The sequence below is a fragment of the Pseudomonas sp. PDNC002 genome, from assembly GCF_016919445.1.
Classification (GTDB): Bacteria; Pseudomonadota; Gammaproteobacteria; order Pseudomonadales; family Pseudomonadaceae; genus Pseudomonas.
Window position 1 is genome coordinate 4,295,907 of sequence record NZ_CP070356.1, and the last position, 15,835, is coordinate 4,311,741.

A 15,835-nucleotide genomic window follows, 5' to 3' on the forward strand; every position below is an offset into this window, starting at 1 on the left:
TCATGCCCCGTCGCATTCTCCATGTCGTCTCCAACGTGGCTCACTTCGACAATCCCGACGAGCCAACCGGCTTGTGGCTGTCGGAGCTCTCTCACGCTTACGACCTCTTTGCTGCCCAGGGCTACGAGCAGCGGTTGGTAAGCCCCAAGGGGGGAGCAATACCTCTGGAGCCACGCTCACTCAAATGGCCGAACGCCGATGCCTCCGCTAAACGTTGGTTGGCTGACCCCGCCAGCATGGCGTTGCTCTCGCACACCGCCTCGCCGGGAGAGTTATGCGGCAAGGATTTCGATGCGATCTACTTCACCGGCGGTCACGCCGTGATGTACGACTATCCGGATGATGAAGGGCTGCAGCGACTCGCCCGCGAGGTCTATGAGCATGGAGGCATCGTTGCCTCCGTATGCCATGGCTACTGCGGCCTTTTGAACACTCGGCTATCGGACGGCTCGTTGCTCGTCGCAGGGCGACGCGTGACCGGCTTTACCTGGATGGAAGAGATCCTGGCAGGGGTGGCTAAACAGGTGCCTTACAACGCCGAGGAAGAGATGAAGCGACGTGGCGCCCGATTCGAAAAGGCGCTGGTTCCCTTTACGCCGAAGGCTGTGGTGGATGGCCGCCTGGTGACAGGGCAGAACCCTCAGTCAGCCAAGGTCACTGCCAAACGGGTCATTTCAGTACTGAGCGCCTGAAGACAACCAATTGTTGGCCCTGGAGACCCGATGAACCCTCAGATGGGTTTTGCTCCTGGAATAACCGAACAGCGGTGCGTGGTAGTCGGACGCGCAATTTCGGAGGTAACGCTGCCGCTGTGATTGACGCGAAGGAGGCTCCGCATGGTGGCGGTCGTTCGTGCATCGGACGGCACGCTGCGGAGCAGCCAGTACAAGGGGCGTAGTGGTATCGCTGCAGAGTCAGTCTGGGTCGATTTTCGCCTCTCGTTCCGGCCGACGGATGGAATAACGCTCCCGGCCACAGCACGTGTGCAGGCGCCGGTTCATCGATCTACACATAATCCGGAGACACGAACATGGGATACGTCACGACCAAAGATGGTGTCGAGATCTTCTACAAGGATTGGGGCCCCCGGAACGCCCCAGTCATCCACTTTCATCATGGCTGGCCGCTCAGTGCCGACGACTGGGACGCCCAGATGCTGTTCTTCGTGGCGAACGGCTTCCGAGTCGTTGCTCACGATCGCCGCGGGCATGGACGATCGAGCCAGGTGTGGGATGGACATGACATGGACCACTACGCTGACGACGTGGCCGCGGTAGTCAATCACCTTGGTAGCCAGGGGGCGGTACATGTGGGCCACTCGACCGGCGGCGGAGAGGTCATCCACTACATCGCCCGTCACGGCGAGGACCGTGTGTCCAAGGCCGCGATCATCAGCGCGGTTCCTCCGCTGATGGTCAAGACCCAGAGCAATCCTGGCGGCCTGCCCAAGGAGGTGTTTGACGACCTTCAGGCCCAGCTCAAGGCCAATCGCGCCCAGTTCTATTATGACGTGCCGGCCGGGCCGTTCTACGGCTACAACCGCCCGGGTGCGAAACCCTCCGAAGGCATCATCTGGAACTGGTGGCGCCAAGGCATGATGGGTTGTGCCCAGGCTCACTATGACGGAATCGTGGCATTCTCCCAGACGGACTTCACGGAAGATCTCAAGAGCATCACCATTCCCGTGCTGGTGATGCATGGGGATGACGACCAGATCGTACCCTACGAGGATTCCGGGCCGCTTTCAGCAAAGTTGCTCAAGAACGGGACTCTCAAAACCTATTCTGGCTTCCCCCACGGGATGCCAACCACCGAAGCTGAGACAATCAACGCAGACTTGCTGGCGTTCATTCGCGGCTAACCGCGCCAGGGAGCCAGGTATTTCTGGCTCCCTTCCTTTCCATGGGCGCGACGGCATGGCGTTCCGTTTAATTAGCCGTCGGAGCGACGGTCAGAGCCTTTAACCGGAGCATCGCTCCACTAGTGCGAAGATCGCAGTTTCAGCCTCATTTGTCCGCTGTTGGCCGGAAGCTGCCCTTGGTCAATGTCCGTTCCCGACTCTAAACAGACGTTTCAGGCAGCTGCGAGGTACCTTGCCAGTGATCTAAACGGTCGGTCACGCGACGCAGGGTGCGACCGAGTTCGGCTCCGAAAGTTACTTCACCACGGTATCGGGTGCGGGAGCCGCGCCGGCAGTTTCTACCTTCGCACGATTTCGTCGGTCCAGGGCGCGCTGCCGAGAAGCCTGCTGCTTCGCGTACGACGCTTGAGCAGATGTCACAGTGCCGGCTACCTGGCCGTTCAAGTCCAGGCGCGGTGCATTCTCCACCATGCTGGCCCAGTATCGAATTCCTCGGCACCAGGTGGCGATGCCCAGCTTGAGCTGTTCGCTGGTTATTCCGAGCAGCTGCAGGTGTTGCTCAGCATCCTTGAGAATGCCCTCCTTGAGCGGCACCTTGGGATGCGGATTGACAGGGAAGGCCAATGGAAAGTGCTTCTGCAATCTCCAGATCGCTTCCACCGCAGGATCTTGGTCACGAGGCTTTACCTGAGGGGAAGACTTCCGCTGGTGGTGCTTGGCGCTTTCGGCTTTTGCCTGCTCTTTTTCAGCCCGCAGGCGGTCGCGGAGCACAGCTAGTTGTTCAAAACCCATCGTTCAGTTCACAGCTTTTTGGTTGATTGCTTGGTGCAAGATTATTCCATGTATCCCTTGGGAGCATCCTGATCAGTGTAAATCGCCTTTGATTCAAGGGGCCCGCGATGCCCACTCCTGAGCGATAGCTGCCGCGACGGCAGCTATTGGATCTGGATCTGCGTTTCAGGATGCGACTGACCGCAATGCTATTTCAGGCCTCGGCGAACTGTGCGTGGTCGTAGCAGTTCTGCTGCCTCGTTATTGCGCTTTTTTCTGTGCCTGCAACGTCTCCTGAACCAGATTAGAGCGATCGAACGATCGGGGGGATTGCACGGGTGGATAGTCAATCAGCGTCTTCAGGTGCGCGCTGACCAGTTCGCCCATCGGGCCGGCGATCCAGGAGGACTTCTGGATCAGGTGGCCATAGGAGTCCTTGCTGTCGTAGCTCTCGAAGGGGTCGCTGCGCAGGTTGAACATGAGCGGAGCGAAACGCGGCAACACCGGGGCGTAGTAATCCTCCTTGGTGGAGAAGTGCAGCTTCCACGGCCCCATCCGTACCGCGGTCAGCTTGCCTTCGATGTAGTAGAGGATGCTGGTGCGCTTGCTCTCCGGCGCCTTGCCGGTCCAGTAGTCGAGGTTGTCGATGCCATCGATGTACTGTTTCTTCTCGGTCTTCATTCGTTCAACCACATCGGGCACGCCGGCGATGCTGGCGAAGGTGGTGAACATGTCCTGGTGTGCCTGGATGCCATTGAGGATCTGCCCGGGCTTCACCACACCTGGCCAGCGCAGCATGGAAGGCACACGGACGCCGCCCTCGTAGGTGGTCATCTTCTCGCCGCGGAACGGTGTGGTCGCGCCATCCGGCCAGGACGAGTGCTCGGGGCCATTGTCGGTGGAATACCAGACAACAGTGCTGTCCTCCAGGCCGTTTGCCTTGAGGAAGTCGAGTACCTGGCCGATGTCGTGATCATGCTGAAGCATGCCGCTGCCCTGGGCATCCTCTTCGTGCGTGTACTTGGCTGCAGCGTGGCGCCATTGCTCGTTGAGATGCGTATAGAGGTGCATACGGCTGGTGTTGAGCCAGACGAAGAATGGCTTGTCGTCCTTCTGCGCCTTGCGCATGAACTCGATTGCCCGAGGAATCACCTCGCCGCCGTCGAAATCTTCCATGCGTGCCATGGTCAGCGGTCCAGTGTCCTCGATGGTCTGTTTGCCAACACGGCCGAATCGCGGGTCTACCGTCGGATCGTCCTTGTCGCTGGCAAAGGTGTGGAGAACGCCACGGGTCTGGAACTTCTTCGCGAAGGCTTCCGGTCCGCCGGGATAAGTGCTGGCGAAGTTCTGGTAGTCGACATGCTCGCGCTGCTCCTCGGTATTGAGGTGGTACAGGTTGCCGTAGAACTCGTCGAAGCCATGCACCGTGGGCAGGTTGGGGTTGTTGTCGCCCAGGTGGTTCTTGCCGAACTGGCCAGTGCGATAGCCGACCTGTTTCAGGACTTCCGCAAGGCTCGGCGAGGCCGCCTGCAGGCCGAGCTTGTCGCCCGGTTGCCCCACGGTGGTCATGCCGGAGCGGATGGGGTACTGCCCGGTAATGAAGGCCGCGCGGCCGGCAGTACAGGAAGGCTGCCCGTAATGGTCGGTGAAACGGATGCCGGCCATGCCGATGCTGTCGATGTTCGGCGTGGTATAGCCCATGGTGCCCATGCCGTAGGCGCTCACGTTCTGCCAGCCGATGTCGTCGCCCCAGATCACCAGGATGTTGGGCTTGGCCGGCCCGGCCTGGGCCAGGGAACTCGCCAGTAGAGTTGTGCAGACGCTCAGTAGGGTAATCAGCCACTTGATGGGATGAATCATGATCAGCCTCGTTATTGTTCTGGAGTTGAATGGAACGATGTTTCAGCTGCGCAGGGACTCGACCAACTGGCGGCGTAGCTCCGGGTGCTCGGCGAAGGGGTCGGGCGGGTTACGCTGCTCGACGATGGCTTCAAGGCGGGCGCGCACCGCCCCCATGGCATGTGGGTGCGAGTAGATGTAGAAATCGCGACGGCCGATGGCCTCGAAGGTCAGCCTGGCAATCTGCTCGGCACTTACCCGCCCGGCGCCGGTGGCCTTGCGGTTCTGCTCTATGGCGGCCAGCTGGGAACGGGTGGGTGCCGTGGCATCGCTGAGCTCGTTGGGTCGGTTGCGGGCGGACTGGCTGATACCGGTCGGTACGAAGTAGGGGCACAACACCGAGCAATGAACCTGATCGCCGACCAGGGCGAGATCGTGATAAAGCGTCTCGCTGAGCGATACCACCGCATGCTTGCTCAGGTTGTAGACGCCCTGGGCCGGCGCATTGAGCAAGCCGGCCATCGAGGCACTGTTGACGATATGCGCCTCGAAGGCCGCGTCGGAGGCAGCTGCCGCCAGCATTAACGGGGTGAAGATGCGTACTGCATGGATCACGCTGCGGACGTTCACACCCAGCACCCAGTCCCAGTCCTTCTCGCTGTTCTCCCAGACCAGGCCGCCGACCAGCACTCCGGCATTGTTGAACAACAAGTGGACCGCGCCGAACTCAGCCAGCGCGCCGTCAGCCAGGGCCTGAACCTGATCGGCACGGGAAACATCCGTGCGCAGGCCGATGACACTGGCTCCGCGCTCCCGCAGTTCGGTGACCGTTGCATCGAGCACATCGGCCTGGATGTCGGCCAGTACCAGCTTCATGCCCAGCTCGAAGCCTCTCTCGGCAAAAGCCTTGCCCAGCCCTGATGCTGCTCCGGTGATCACCGCCACGCGCCCCTCGAAGTCGATCATGGCGCCACCTGGATGCTTTCCAGGGCCTGGCGCAGCGCCACCGGCAGCGCTACCGGACGCCGCGTCACACGGTCGACGTAGACGTGCACGAAATGCCCCTGTGCCGACGCGTCGCTATTGTCGTTGGCGAACAGGCCAACCTCGTAGCGCACGCTCGAGGTGCCCAGGTGCGTGACCCGCAGGCCGGCTCGCACCAGATCGGGGAAGGCGATGGAGGAGAAGTAGCTGCAGGTGGTTTCGACCACTAGACCAACCGTTGGGCTCTCGACGAAGTCCAGCAGGTCGCGCTCCAGCAGCCAGCCATTCACCACGGTGTCGAACCAGCTGTAGTAGACGACGTTGTTGACGTGGGCATAGACGTCGTTGTCCATCCAGCGCGTGGTGATGTCGCGGAAATAGCGGTAGTCGGTGCGCTCATTCGGTGTGGGTTTGCCCATGGCATCAGGCCTCCTGCTTCAGGCGGCGCACGCGGATGTCCGCCTGCTCCTTGTGCCCGGACATGTGCTCGTAGCCGCAAAGGCGCGAGCAGTATTCGCCGACCATCACGCTTGCTGCGTCGGTGAGCACCCGCTGGTAGGTATGGGTCTTGATGAACTTGCCGACCCACAGCCCGCCGGTGTAGCGCCCGGCCCCCATGGTCGGCAGTGTATGGTTGGTGCCGATCACCTTGTCGCCGTAGCTGACATTGGTGCGGTGGCCGAGGAACAGCGCGCCGTAGCGGGTCATGCGGGCGTGATACCAGTCCGGGTCGCGGGTCATCACCTGTACATGTTCCGAGCACAGGCGCTCGGCGACCTCCAGGGCTTCCTCGTCGCTGTCGCACAGATGGATCTCGCCGAAATCGCGCCAGGCCACGCTGGCGATCGGCGCGGTGTCCAAGCGCGACAGTACCTTCTCAATGGCGGCCGGCAGTTCCTCGGCGATCTGCCGGCTGGTCGTGATGCAGTAGGCCGGTGAGGTTGGGCCGTGCTCGGCCTGGCCCAGCAGGTCAACGGCGACCAGTTCGGCGTCGACACTGTCGTCGCAGATCACCAGGGTCTCGGTCGGGCCGGCGAACAGGTCGATGCCGACGCGCCCGAACAATTGGCGCTTGGCTTCGGCGACATAGGCGTTGCCGGGGCCGACCAGCATGTCCACCGGCTCGATGCTTTCAGTGCCGATGGCCATCGCCGCTACAGCCTGTACGCCACCCAGGCAGTAGATCTCGTCCGCGCCCGCGAGGTGCATGGCTGCGACGATCTCGGGGCAGGGCTGGCCTTCGAACGGCGGCGCACAGGCGATCACGCGCTTCACCCCGGCCACCTTGGCCGTCAGCACGCTCATGTGCGCGCTGGCGATCAGCGGGTACTTGCCGCCGGGGATGTAGCAGCCCACCGAGTTGACCGGGATATTGCGATGGCCGAGCACCACGCCCGGCAGAGTTTCCACCTCGACATCGTGCAGAGAGTCCTTCTGCACCTGGGCGAAACGGCGGATCTGCGCCTGGGCGAAGCGGATGTCCTCGAGCGTCTGCTGCGGCAGGCCGGCGATGCAGGCGGCGATCTGCTCCGGCGTCAGGCGGAAGCTGCTCGGCGTCCAGCGGTCGAACTTGCCGGAATAGTCGCGCACCGCTGCGTCGCCGCGCGCCTCGATGTCGGCGAGGATGGCTTCGACGGTGCTGCGCACCTGTGCCTGGTCGGAGGCCTTGGCCTGGGCCGACTGGCCTTTCTTGAGTTGTTGGATCATTTAGGGCTCCTATGGGCAGTGGTCGCCGCCTCAGGCGGCGCGAAGAGGGATGGCGGCCGGTCGCACAACCGTCAGGACGATGCAGGTGGCCAGCAGGTAGAGCCCCATCACGAACAGCAGGCTGTAGCTGGTGCCGCCGCTGGCGGTATTCAGGGCGGTAGTGATCGGCGGGCTAATGGCGCCGCCCAGGTTGCCGATGCTGCTGATCAGGGCGATGCCGGCAGCTACCGAGGCGCGCGGCAGGTACTCGGATGCGAGGGCGAAGAACACCGGCGTGACCGCGGCGATCCCCAGGATCGCCAGGCACAGGCCGGCCAGGGAGATGCCCAGCTGACCCTGGCCAAGGGTGATGACGAGCAGGCCGGTCATGGCCGTCAGCGCCCCGAAGCCGAAGTGCCAGCGCCGTTCGCGGTGGCGATCCGAGCTGCGGCCGAGCAGCAGCACCCCAGCGATGGCGAAGAGTTGTGGAACGGTGGCGTATACGCCGATCTGCAAGACGTCGGAGACGCCCCAACTGCGAATCAGGGTCGGGGTCCAGAACACCATGCTGTAGGTACCGGCGACCATCAGCAGATAGACCAGCGACAACGCCCAGACCTTGAAATCGCCTAGAAGGCCAAGCAACGAGCCATGGCGAGCGCTGCCTGGTGCCTCGGCCTGCTCGTCGAACTGCTGGCGCAGCCGGGCCTTTTCATCAGCGCTCAGCCAGTTGGCCTGTTCGGGGCGGTCGACCAGCACGTACCAGGCCAGCAGGCCGAGCAGCGGGGCAGGCAGACCCTGCAGGAGGAACAGCCACTGCCAGCCATGCCAATCGTTGGTGCCGTGCAGGTACTTCATGATGGCGCCCGACAACGGGCCGGCAACCAGCGCGGCGATGATGGCGCCAAGCAGGAACACGGCGATCATCCGCGCACGCCGTGCCGGCGGGTACCAGTAGGTCAGATAGAGAAGGGCGCCCGGGGTAAAGCCGGCTTCGAACGCGCCCAGGAGGAAGCGCAGGACGTAGAACTGCAAGGGTGTGCGCACGAACATCATCGCCATCGCCACCAAACCCCAGCAGACCATGATGCGCAGGAGCGTGCGGCGCACGCCGACCCGTTCCAGCATCAGGTTGCTCGGTACCTCGAACAGCAGGTAGCCGATGAAGAACACCCCGGCGCCCATGGCATAGACGGTATCGCTGAATGCCAGCGTTTCCTTCATCTGCAACTGCGCGTAGCCGACGTTGATCCGGTCTAGGAAGGCCACCACGTAAGCCACCAGCAGCAGCGGCATAATCCGCCAGCTGATCTTCAGGTACATCGCGTTGTCGTCCTGGGACACTTGTGTGTTCATGCCTGTCTCCTTGTTGTCGTTGTTGGGTAGGCGTGACGGGAAATGCGATGAAGCTTCAGGCGCTGGAGCGCAGTACCAGGCGCCCTGGCACCTCGCGCAGCGCATCGGTGAGGCTGCCGTTGGGGCGCCCTGCGCCGAGCAGCTCGATGGCGCAATCGATCATCCTGTCCAGCGGCTGGTGCACCGTGGTCAGCGAGTGCTCCGGATAGGCCGCGTCGCGGATGTCATCGAAACCGACCAGCGCCACGTCCTCCGGGACCCGCAGGGATGTGTTCTGGCGAACGTGGGCGAGTACGCCGAGGGCCATCACGTCGTTGGCGCAGAACACCGCGTCGATGGCGGGCGCGGTTTTGCTGAAAAGCTGGCCGGCGGCTTGTCGTGCGCCGTCGTACGTGTAGCCACCCGCAATGCAGGCAACGAGCTGTTGGCCGTGCTCCGCGAGGCCCTGCTTGAACCCGTACAGGCGGTCGGCGGTGGTGGAAATTCCAGGGTCACCGGAGACGAATGCGCAGGCTCGGCGACCGCTGCCGGCCAGGTAAACGGCGACTTCGCGGCCCATGCGCTGGTTGTCACAGCAGACCGACCAGACGCTCGGGTCTTCCACACGCCGGTTGAGGAACACCACCGCGATGCCTTGTTGCGCGCAGAGTTCGGACATGCGCGAGGAGAGCTTCGCGGCGGTCACCACGATGGCGTCGACCTGGTACTGCAGGAGTTGCGGCATCGACTGGTCGGCATCGCCGCCCGGCGGCACGACGAACATCAGCAACTGCCGGCCGTCCTGGCGCAGGCGCAGGGCAAAGGTTTCAAGTAGTGCCGGGTAGAAAGGATTGCCCAGACTGCCGATCACCAGCGCGACGATGCCAGTCTTGCGCCGGTTCAAGGAGCGGGCGATGGCGTTAGGTCGATAGCCCAGCTCATCGGCGATGGCGAGGATTCGCCCGCGTAGTTCAGGCGATATCCGCGAGTTTTCGTCGAATGCGCGCGTGATGGTGGAGGTCGCCACGCCCAGGCGCACGGCGAGGTCTTTGGCGGTGGTCCGCGTGGTCGCGAAAGGGGGCGGGGTGACACGCGACATGAGCGAATCCAGTGGCCGTGCAACCGTGTGCACACATGGCCTGGATGCTACCCGCGCCCTTCGGGAGACGAGACCTCCCCCCTATGAGGGGGGAAGCCATGCAGCGACCGCAAGACGGGCTTCAGGTAGCGGATCAGAAGCTCTCGTCGTCCATCTCCAGTGCCGACTCGCCTCCGTCGGTGAGCACCCGCGCCAGACCGTCCGCCATGGGTAGCAGGTGGCAGGCATAGAACTGCGCCGTGTGCAGCTTGGCGCGATAGAACGCGGGATCGCCCGTGCCGTCCTGCAGGCGCTGCCAGGCCACAAGGGCTGAACTGGCCAGTTGCCAACCACCAGCTACCAGACCGAACAGTTGCAGGAAAGGCACTGCGCCGAGGGCAATCTCGCGTGGTTGCTGGTCGTAGCGCTGGACGATGCAGGACACGCCACGCTCCAGGGCGTCCAGCGCCAGGTCGAGCGCATGGCCGATCGGCTCCAGGGCGTCCTCGCTGCGCGGCAGGCGACGGGCGCAATCGCGCATCCGAGCAATCAGCGCCAGTGCCGCGACACCGCGATCCCGTGCGATCTTGCGGCCGACCAGGTCATTGGCCTGGATGCCGGTGGTGCCTTCGTAGATCGTTGTGATGCGGGCATCGCGTAGGTGCTGGGCTGCGCCGGTTTCCTCGATGAAGCCCATGCCACCATGGATCTGCACGCCCAGCGAGGCGATGTCGATGGCGTTCTCCGTGCTCCAGGCTTTGACCACCGGGATCAGCAAGTCGACGAAGGCCTGCTGTTCCCGGCGCACCTCCGGATCCGGGTGGCCGCTGGCGACGTCCATCGCCAGAGCGACCTCGCAGCCCAGTGCACGCATCGCTTCGACGCGGGATTTCATCGACAGCAGCATGCGGCGCACATCCGGATGGCGGAGGATTGCGACCTTCTCGCGGCTCGCACTGCCCAGTTCGCTACCCTGGCGGCGCTCGCGGGCATAGGCCAGGGCGCGCTGATAGGCCCGCTCCGAGAGGCCAATGCCCTCGATGCCGACCGAGAACCGCGCAGCGTTCATCATGCTGAACATGTATTCCAGGCCGCGGTTTTCCTCGCCTACCAGCCAGCCGACGGCACCGTCGCGGTCGCCGAAGGCGAGGACTGCGGTGGGGCTGCCATGGATGCCGAGCTTGTGCTCGATGGACACGCAGCGCACATCGTTGCGCGCATCCGGCTTGCCCGAGGCGTCGAGCAGCACCTTCGGTACCAGGAATAGCGAAATGCCCTTGACCCCCTCGGGCGCACCAGGAACCCGTGCCAGGACCAGGTGCACGATGTTCTCGGTGAGATCGTGCTCGCCGTAGGTAATGAAGATCTTCTGGCCGAAGACCCGATAGGTGCCGTCGCCGTTGCGTTCGGCACGACTGCGCACGGCGGCGAGGTCGGAACCGGCCTGCGGCTCGGTCAGGTTCATGGTGCCGGTCCACTCGCCGCTGATCAGCTTCGGCAGCCAGGTTTCCTTGAGTGCAGCGCTGCCGTGCAGTTCGACGGCCTCGATGGCGCCGCGGGTGAGCATCGGGCAGAGGCCGAAAGCGACGTTGGCGGCGTTCCACATTTCCTCCACCGCTGCCGACAGCAGCCGGGCGATACCCTGGCCACCGAACTCCGGCGAGCAGGAGAGGGCATTCCAACCGCCTTCGACAAATTGCTCGTAGGCATGCTTCCAGCCATCGGCGGTGCGCACGGCCCCGTCATTCCAGCGCGCACCCTGGCGGTCACCGACACTGTTGAGCGGCGCCAGAACACCACTGGCGAAGCGCCCGGCCTCGGCCAGAATGGCCTGGGCTAGGTCGCTGCCGATCTCTTCCTGGCCAGGCAGCGCCTGGAGGCGTGCGAGCAGACCGAGATCGTCGAGGATGAATTGCATGTCGCGCAGGGGGGCTGAGTACTCGCTCATGGTGGGGCTCCGGGGGGATAAGGTGGCCGGAATTGAATCCCAATCCATCGCCCGACGGCCCCCACCCCGCTGGGGTGGGCTCATTGGTCGGATCGCCTATCGCCTGGCGTGGCGCAGCGGGTAATGTCTCTCCCCGTAGCGAGGGGGGTGTGCTTTGCGCGGAGGGGGGGCAATATCGATCCCGGTACACCCGAGGCTCCTCGCGTCCATGACGCCGGGCAACGGCGCGCCAGTTATGCAGAAAGGCCAAGAATAACAATGCATCCAGACAAACTGCTCGTGACCACCAAGCTGGCGCCGCCGCGCGTCAGCCCTAACGCCATCACCCGCCAACGCCTGCTGGAGCAACTGCAGCGCATGGAGCATTGCACCGTCGGTGTGGTCATCGGCGGCCCCGGCTTCGGCAAGACCACCCTGCTGGTGCAGTGGCGGCAGACTATGCTCAAGGCGCGCGCGGAGGTGGCCTGGTTGACGCTCAGCACCGAAGACCGCCACCTGGCTTCCTTTTTCGTCTACCTGCGTGCGGCGCTGAACCACCTCGGTATTGCCCTGGAAAACGACATTCCGCTGGAAGGTGCCAGTGGCGAGTCCCTCGATGGCCTGGTTGCAAGCATCGTCGAAGGCGCCGCAGCAGTCAGCAAGCAGCTTTACCTGGTGCTGGACGACTACCACCTGGTGAGCGACTCGCGTGCCCATCGCCTCGTCCAGCGCCTGCTGGACCATTGCCCGCAGAACCTGCATTTCATCATTGCCTCGCGCGCCGACCCGCCCTTGAGCCTGAGCCGCCTGCGCCTGCAGGACCAGGTGCTGGAGCTGGATTGCGCGGGCCTGCCGTTCGACCTCGCGGAAACCCGCAGCTTCCTCGAAACCAACCTGCCGTCGCTCAAGTTGAGCAGCGAAGAGTCCCACCTGATCCAGGACCTCACCAGTGGCTGGCCCGCCAGCCTGCAACTGATCGTGCTCCTGCTGCGCGCCCGCCCGGAGGCACGCAACAGCCTGCGCGACCTGGGCTGGATGTCCGATGACCTGCAGACCTACCTGGCCGAAGACGTGATGGTGCATTTGCCTCCCGAGCTGGCCGGCTTCATGGAACGGGTCAGCTTGTGCCGGCGTTTCAATGCATCGCTGGCAGCGCACCTGACCGGCCACGACAATGCAGGCGAACTGCTGGCGCGAATGGAGGAAGAGAACCTGCTGGTGTTCCGCATCGTCGGCGACGACCGCCAGCCGTGGTACCGCTTCCACCCCCTGTTCGGTGAATTCCTTGCCGCGCGCCTGGAGCGCCGCGATCCCACTCTGGTCAATGACCTGCATCGTCGCGCTGCACGCTGGTTCGCTGAGCGCAAGCTGCTGGCCGAGGGACTGCGACATGCGACCGAGAGCGGTGATCTGGAGTTCGCAGCCGAAGTGGTGGAGCGCTCGGCGCCCACCAGTTGGGGCCTGGACCAGGTCGGGCCGTTGCTGCGCCTGCTCGACCGATTGCCCCAGGAAACCCTGTTCAGCCACCCGCGGCTGTTCTTCCGTGGCTGCCTGGCCTATGCGTTGACCGCCCGCCCGGCCAAGGCCGAGTCCTGGCTCGAGGAGTACAAGCGCAGCGGGGCCAGCCAGGAAGGAGACTTGCTCCAGCACTTGCGCCTGGTCCAGGCGTCCATCGCCATTCAACGTGATCGCACGGATCAGATCGTCTCGGTTCTGGAGGGGGCTGAGCGCTTCGACGACGATTACTCGGTGGTCCGCTATGGCCCTTCGGCGTTGCTGGCCATCGCCTACGCGGCGGAGGGCCGGCACATCGACGCCTTGCGCTACCTGGACGAACACCCCATCGCCGAGGCCGACCGAAACGACGAGATGGCCCTGGTGGTCGAGGGTGCCCGTACGCTCTGCCACCTGCTGGAAGGGCGCATGGCGGATGCCCTGCGCGTCGGCCAGGACCTGTTCTCCCGATCGGTGTCCGCCCATGGCCACCGGTCCGCCAGCGCTTACCTGTGTGCGGCCTCGCTGGCCGTGGTGTACTGCGAACTCGACCGCATCGACGAAGCGCGCGAAGTACTCGCCAACCGCGTTGGCCTTCTGCAGTGGGCAATGCCCGACACCATGATCCGCGGCACTATTTGCCGCGCCCGTCTGGACCTCCTGCAGGAATCCGCGGCGACTGCCCTGGCGTTCCTGGAGCGCCAGGAGCGGCATTTCCGCAGCATCGGCCTGGAGCGCGGAATTGCCCACAGCCTGGCCGAGCAGCTGCGTATCCGTCTGCTGGAGGGTGACGGCGATGGTGCACAAGCCTGCTTCTCCCGCCTGGAACCGCTGGAAATCACACATCAGGGCGAGAGGGGCTTCCTCAGCGAAATCCCCATGCTGGTGCAACTGTCGCGCGGGCGCCTGGCACTGGCCGCTGGCGAGCACGAACTGGCGCAGACGGCACTGGAGGCGGTGCGCGAGTACGCCCAGGCCCTGGGGCGTGGTCAGCTGGAAGTCACTGCATTGTTGCTGATGGCATTGGGGCGCAGCGCACAACGCCAGCAAGTGGCAGCCGAGTCCCTGCTGGTCGAGGCGCTGCAACTGGGGCGGCGTGGCGGGCTGGTGCGGACCTTCGTCGACGAAGGGGCCGGGGTGGTCAAGCTGCTCTCCACCCAGCGTGCCCGGCAGTCCTCCCAGGGCGATGTAACTGCATACCTGGACGACCTGCTGGCGCGTTTCCGCCGTGAGGAGGTGACCGACCGCGCCTCGCTGTCGCCCCGGGAGCTGGCGATCATCCAGCTGGTGGCTCAGGCGATGTCGAACAAGCGTATCGCCCTGACCTTGAACATTTCCCAGGAAACGGTGAAGTGGAACCTGAAGAACGTCTACGCCAAGCTTGGGGTTTCCAGCCGTTATGACGCCATGTCCTGGGCGCGCAAGCACGGCCTGATCCGCTGAGATCGATGGCCCCACCGGGTATGCGAGCGGTGCGTGGCCGCTTAGTACCCGGTGGTCCATCGTAGCCGCAGCATAAAGCCTTCTTGTCCACCGTTCGCCCCTTGTATCGAGGGGGCTCGCCCGAGTCTTCGTCACCCCCCTCGAAGTGAGGGTGGGGGAGGGGGTACAACCCCTCCGGCCCCGCACCTATCGTCACCTCAAGCCAGCCGCGCCCAGCGCAGCCCCATATCGGCACCGAGGAGACGCCCGCATGATCCCCCGCACGTTGTTCGAGCACGAGCACGAAGAGTTCCGCAACACCGTCCGCCGCTTCCTGGCCGACGAGTGCGTGCCGCACCATGAATACTGGGAGGAGCAGCACCGTGTTCCCCGTGAGATCTGGTCGCGCGCAGGCGAGCTGGGCATGCTCAACGCCACCACGCCGGAGGTCTACGGTGGGCTGGGTCTGGACCGGCGCTTCTCGATGATCGCGGTCGAAGAGGTGGCCCGCGCTGGCACCTCGGGGCTGAACGGCTTCAACGTGCACGATATCGTCGCCGGCTACTTCATCAACTTCGGCACCGAAGAGCAGAAGCATCGGTGGTTGCCGTCCATGGCCACCGGCGAAGTGATCTCCGCCGTAGCGATGACCGAGCCTAATACCGGCTCCGACCTGCAGGCGGTGAAGACCCGTGCGGTGCTGGACGGTGACGAATACGTCATCAACGGCGCCAAGACTTTCATCTCCAACGGTACCAATTGCGATGTGATCGTGGTCGTCGCCCGCACCGGCGACAGCGGCAAGGGCTCCCGCGACCTGTCGCTGATCTTGGTCGAGGCTGAGCGCGCTGGCGTGGTCAAGTCCAAGCCGCTGCGCAAGGTCGGCCTGCACGCCCAGGACACCACCATGGTGTTCTTCGAGGACGTCCGGGTGCCCAAGGACGCGATCCTCGGCGGCGTGCCGGGCCAGGGTTTCATCCAGCTCATGAAGGAACTGGCCTGGGAGCGCCTGAGCATCGGCATCCTCGGTATCGCCGCGAGCCAGGCCGTGCTGGAGCAGACCGTCGATTACACCCGCGGTCGCTCGGTATTCGGCAAGCCGATCATCGACTTCCAGAATTCGCGCTTCCGCCTCGCCGACCTGAAGACCGAGATCGCCATTGGCCAGGCTTACGTCGACCGCTGCATGGAGCTGTGCCTGCGGCACGAGCTCAGCAGCGAGGCGGCAGCCGCCGCCAAGCTCTGGGGCACCGAACTGTATTCGAAGGTGGTCGACCAGTGCCTGCAGCTGCATGGCGGCAATGGCTACATGCTCGAGTACCCGGTGGCACGCCACTACCTCGACAGCCGCGTCAACCGCATCTACGGCGGCGCCAACGACATCATGCGCGAACTCGTCGCGCGAACCCTTTAAGCCTGCCGTTAGGAGTCCACCGAT

12 protein-coding genes are annotated in these 15,835 nt (G+C 64.0%); 4 read left to right on the forward strand and 8 right to left on the reverse strand.

Annotated elements, in window-relative coordinates; translation table 11 throughout:
* Positions 1-2: 2 nt before the first annotated feature.
* Both JVX91_RS19490 and JVX91_RS19495 read left to right on the forward strand, forming a co-directional pair.
* Positions 3-692 carry a type 1 glutamine amidotransferase domain-containing protein gene (locus tag JVX91_RS19490; RefSeq protein WP_045217889.1) on the forward strand — a complete coding sequence of 230 codons (690 nt, stop codon included), beginning with the start codon at positions 3-5 and terminating at the stop codon, positions 690-692.
* Between the two features lie 338 nt (positions 693-1,030).
* A complete protein-coding gene (locus JVX91_RS19495) occupies positions 1,031-1,861 on the forward strand; it encodes an alpha/beta hydrolase (protein WP_205335814.1) in 831 nt (276 codons plus the stop codon).
* 294 nt (positions 1,862-2,155) lie between these two features.
* On the opposite strand, the gene JVX91_RS19500 is transcribed toward JVX91_RS19495, so the two are convergent.
* From JVX91_RS19500 to JVX91_RS19535, 8 genes are all read right to left on the reverse strand, one after another.
* Complete coding sequence (locus JVX91_RS19500) at positions 2,156-2,653, reverse strand: ProQ/FINO family protein (protein ID WP_205335815.1); 498 nt, start codon at positions 2,651-2,653, stop codon at positions 2,156-2,158.
* 240 nt (positions 2,654-2,893) lie between these two features.
* Positions 2,894-4,492, reverse strand: a complete 1,599-nt coding sequence (locus tag JVX91_RS19505; protein ID WP_205335816.1) for an arylsulfatase — start codon at positions 4,490-4,492, stop codon at positions 2,894-2,896.
* 42 nt (positions 4,493-4,534) lie between these two features.
* On the reverse strand, positions 4,535-5,437 hold the full coding sequence (locus JVX91_RS19510; RefSeq protein WP_205335817.1) for an SDR family oxidoreductase: 903 nt from the start codon (positions 5,435-5,437) through the stop codon (positions 4,535-4,537).
* Positions 5,434-5,874 (reverse strand): thioesterase family protein, encoded by a 441-nt coding sequence (locus JVX91_RS19515; protein ID WP_138526224.1) that lies wholly within the window; start codon positions 5,872-5,874, stop codon positions 5,434-5,436. Before JVX91_RS19515 ends, JVX91_RS19510 begins: the two co-directional genes overlap by 4 nt.
* A gap of 4 nt (positions 5,875-5,878) precedes the next feature.
* The gene (gene hisD / locus JVX91_RS19520; protein ID WP_169938000.1) at positions 5,879-7,162 is read right to left on the reverse strand and encodes a histidinol dehydrogenase; all 1,284 of its coding nucleotides are present in this window, start codon (positions 7,160-7,162) and stop codon (positions 5,879-5,881) included.
* Positions 7,163-7,192: 30 nt separating this feature from the next.
* Positions 7,193-8,497, reverse strand: coding sequence for an MFS transporter (locus JVX91_RS19525; protein WP_169938002.1), 1,305 nt, complete (start codon positions 8,495-8,497; stop codon positions 7,193-7,195).
* Between the two features lie 55 nt (positions 8,498-8,552).
* Positions 8,553-9,575: a LacI family DNA-binding transcriptional regulator gene (locus JVX91_RS19530; protein WP_205335818.1), complete on the reverse strand. Its 1,023-nt coding sequence runs from the start codon at positions 9,573-9,575 to the stop codon at positions 8,553-8,555.
* Between the two features lie 133 nt (positions 9,576-9,708).
* The gene (locus JVX91_RS19535) at positions 9,709-11,502 is read right to left on the reverse strand and encodes an acyl-CoA dehydrogenase (protein WP_205335819.1); all 1,794 of its coding nucleotides are present in this window, start codon (positions 11,500-11,502) and stop codon (positions 9,709-9,711) included.
* A gap of 258 nt (positions 11,503-11,760) precedes the next feature.
* Between JVX91_RS19535 and JVX91_RS19540 the strand changes: the two genes are divergently transcribed.
* The gene (locus JVX91_RS19540) at positions 11,761-14,418 is read left to right on the forward strand and encodes a LuxR C-terminal-related transcriptional regulator (protein ID WP_205335820.1); all 2,658 of its coding nucleotides are present in this window, start codon (positions 11,761-11,763) and stop codon (positions 14,416-14,418) included.
* 250 nt (positions 14,419-14,668) lie between these two features.
* Entirely contained in the window at positions 14,669-15,811 is a 1,143-nt protein-coding gene (locus JVX91_RS19545; protein WP_205335821.1) for an acyl-CoA dehydrogenase family protein, read from the forward strand.
* Positions 15,812-15,835 lie beyond the last annotated feature (24 nt).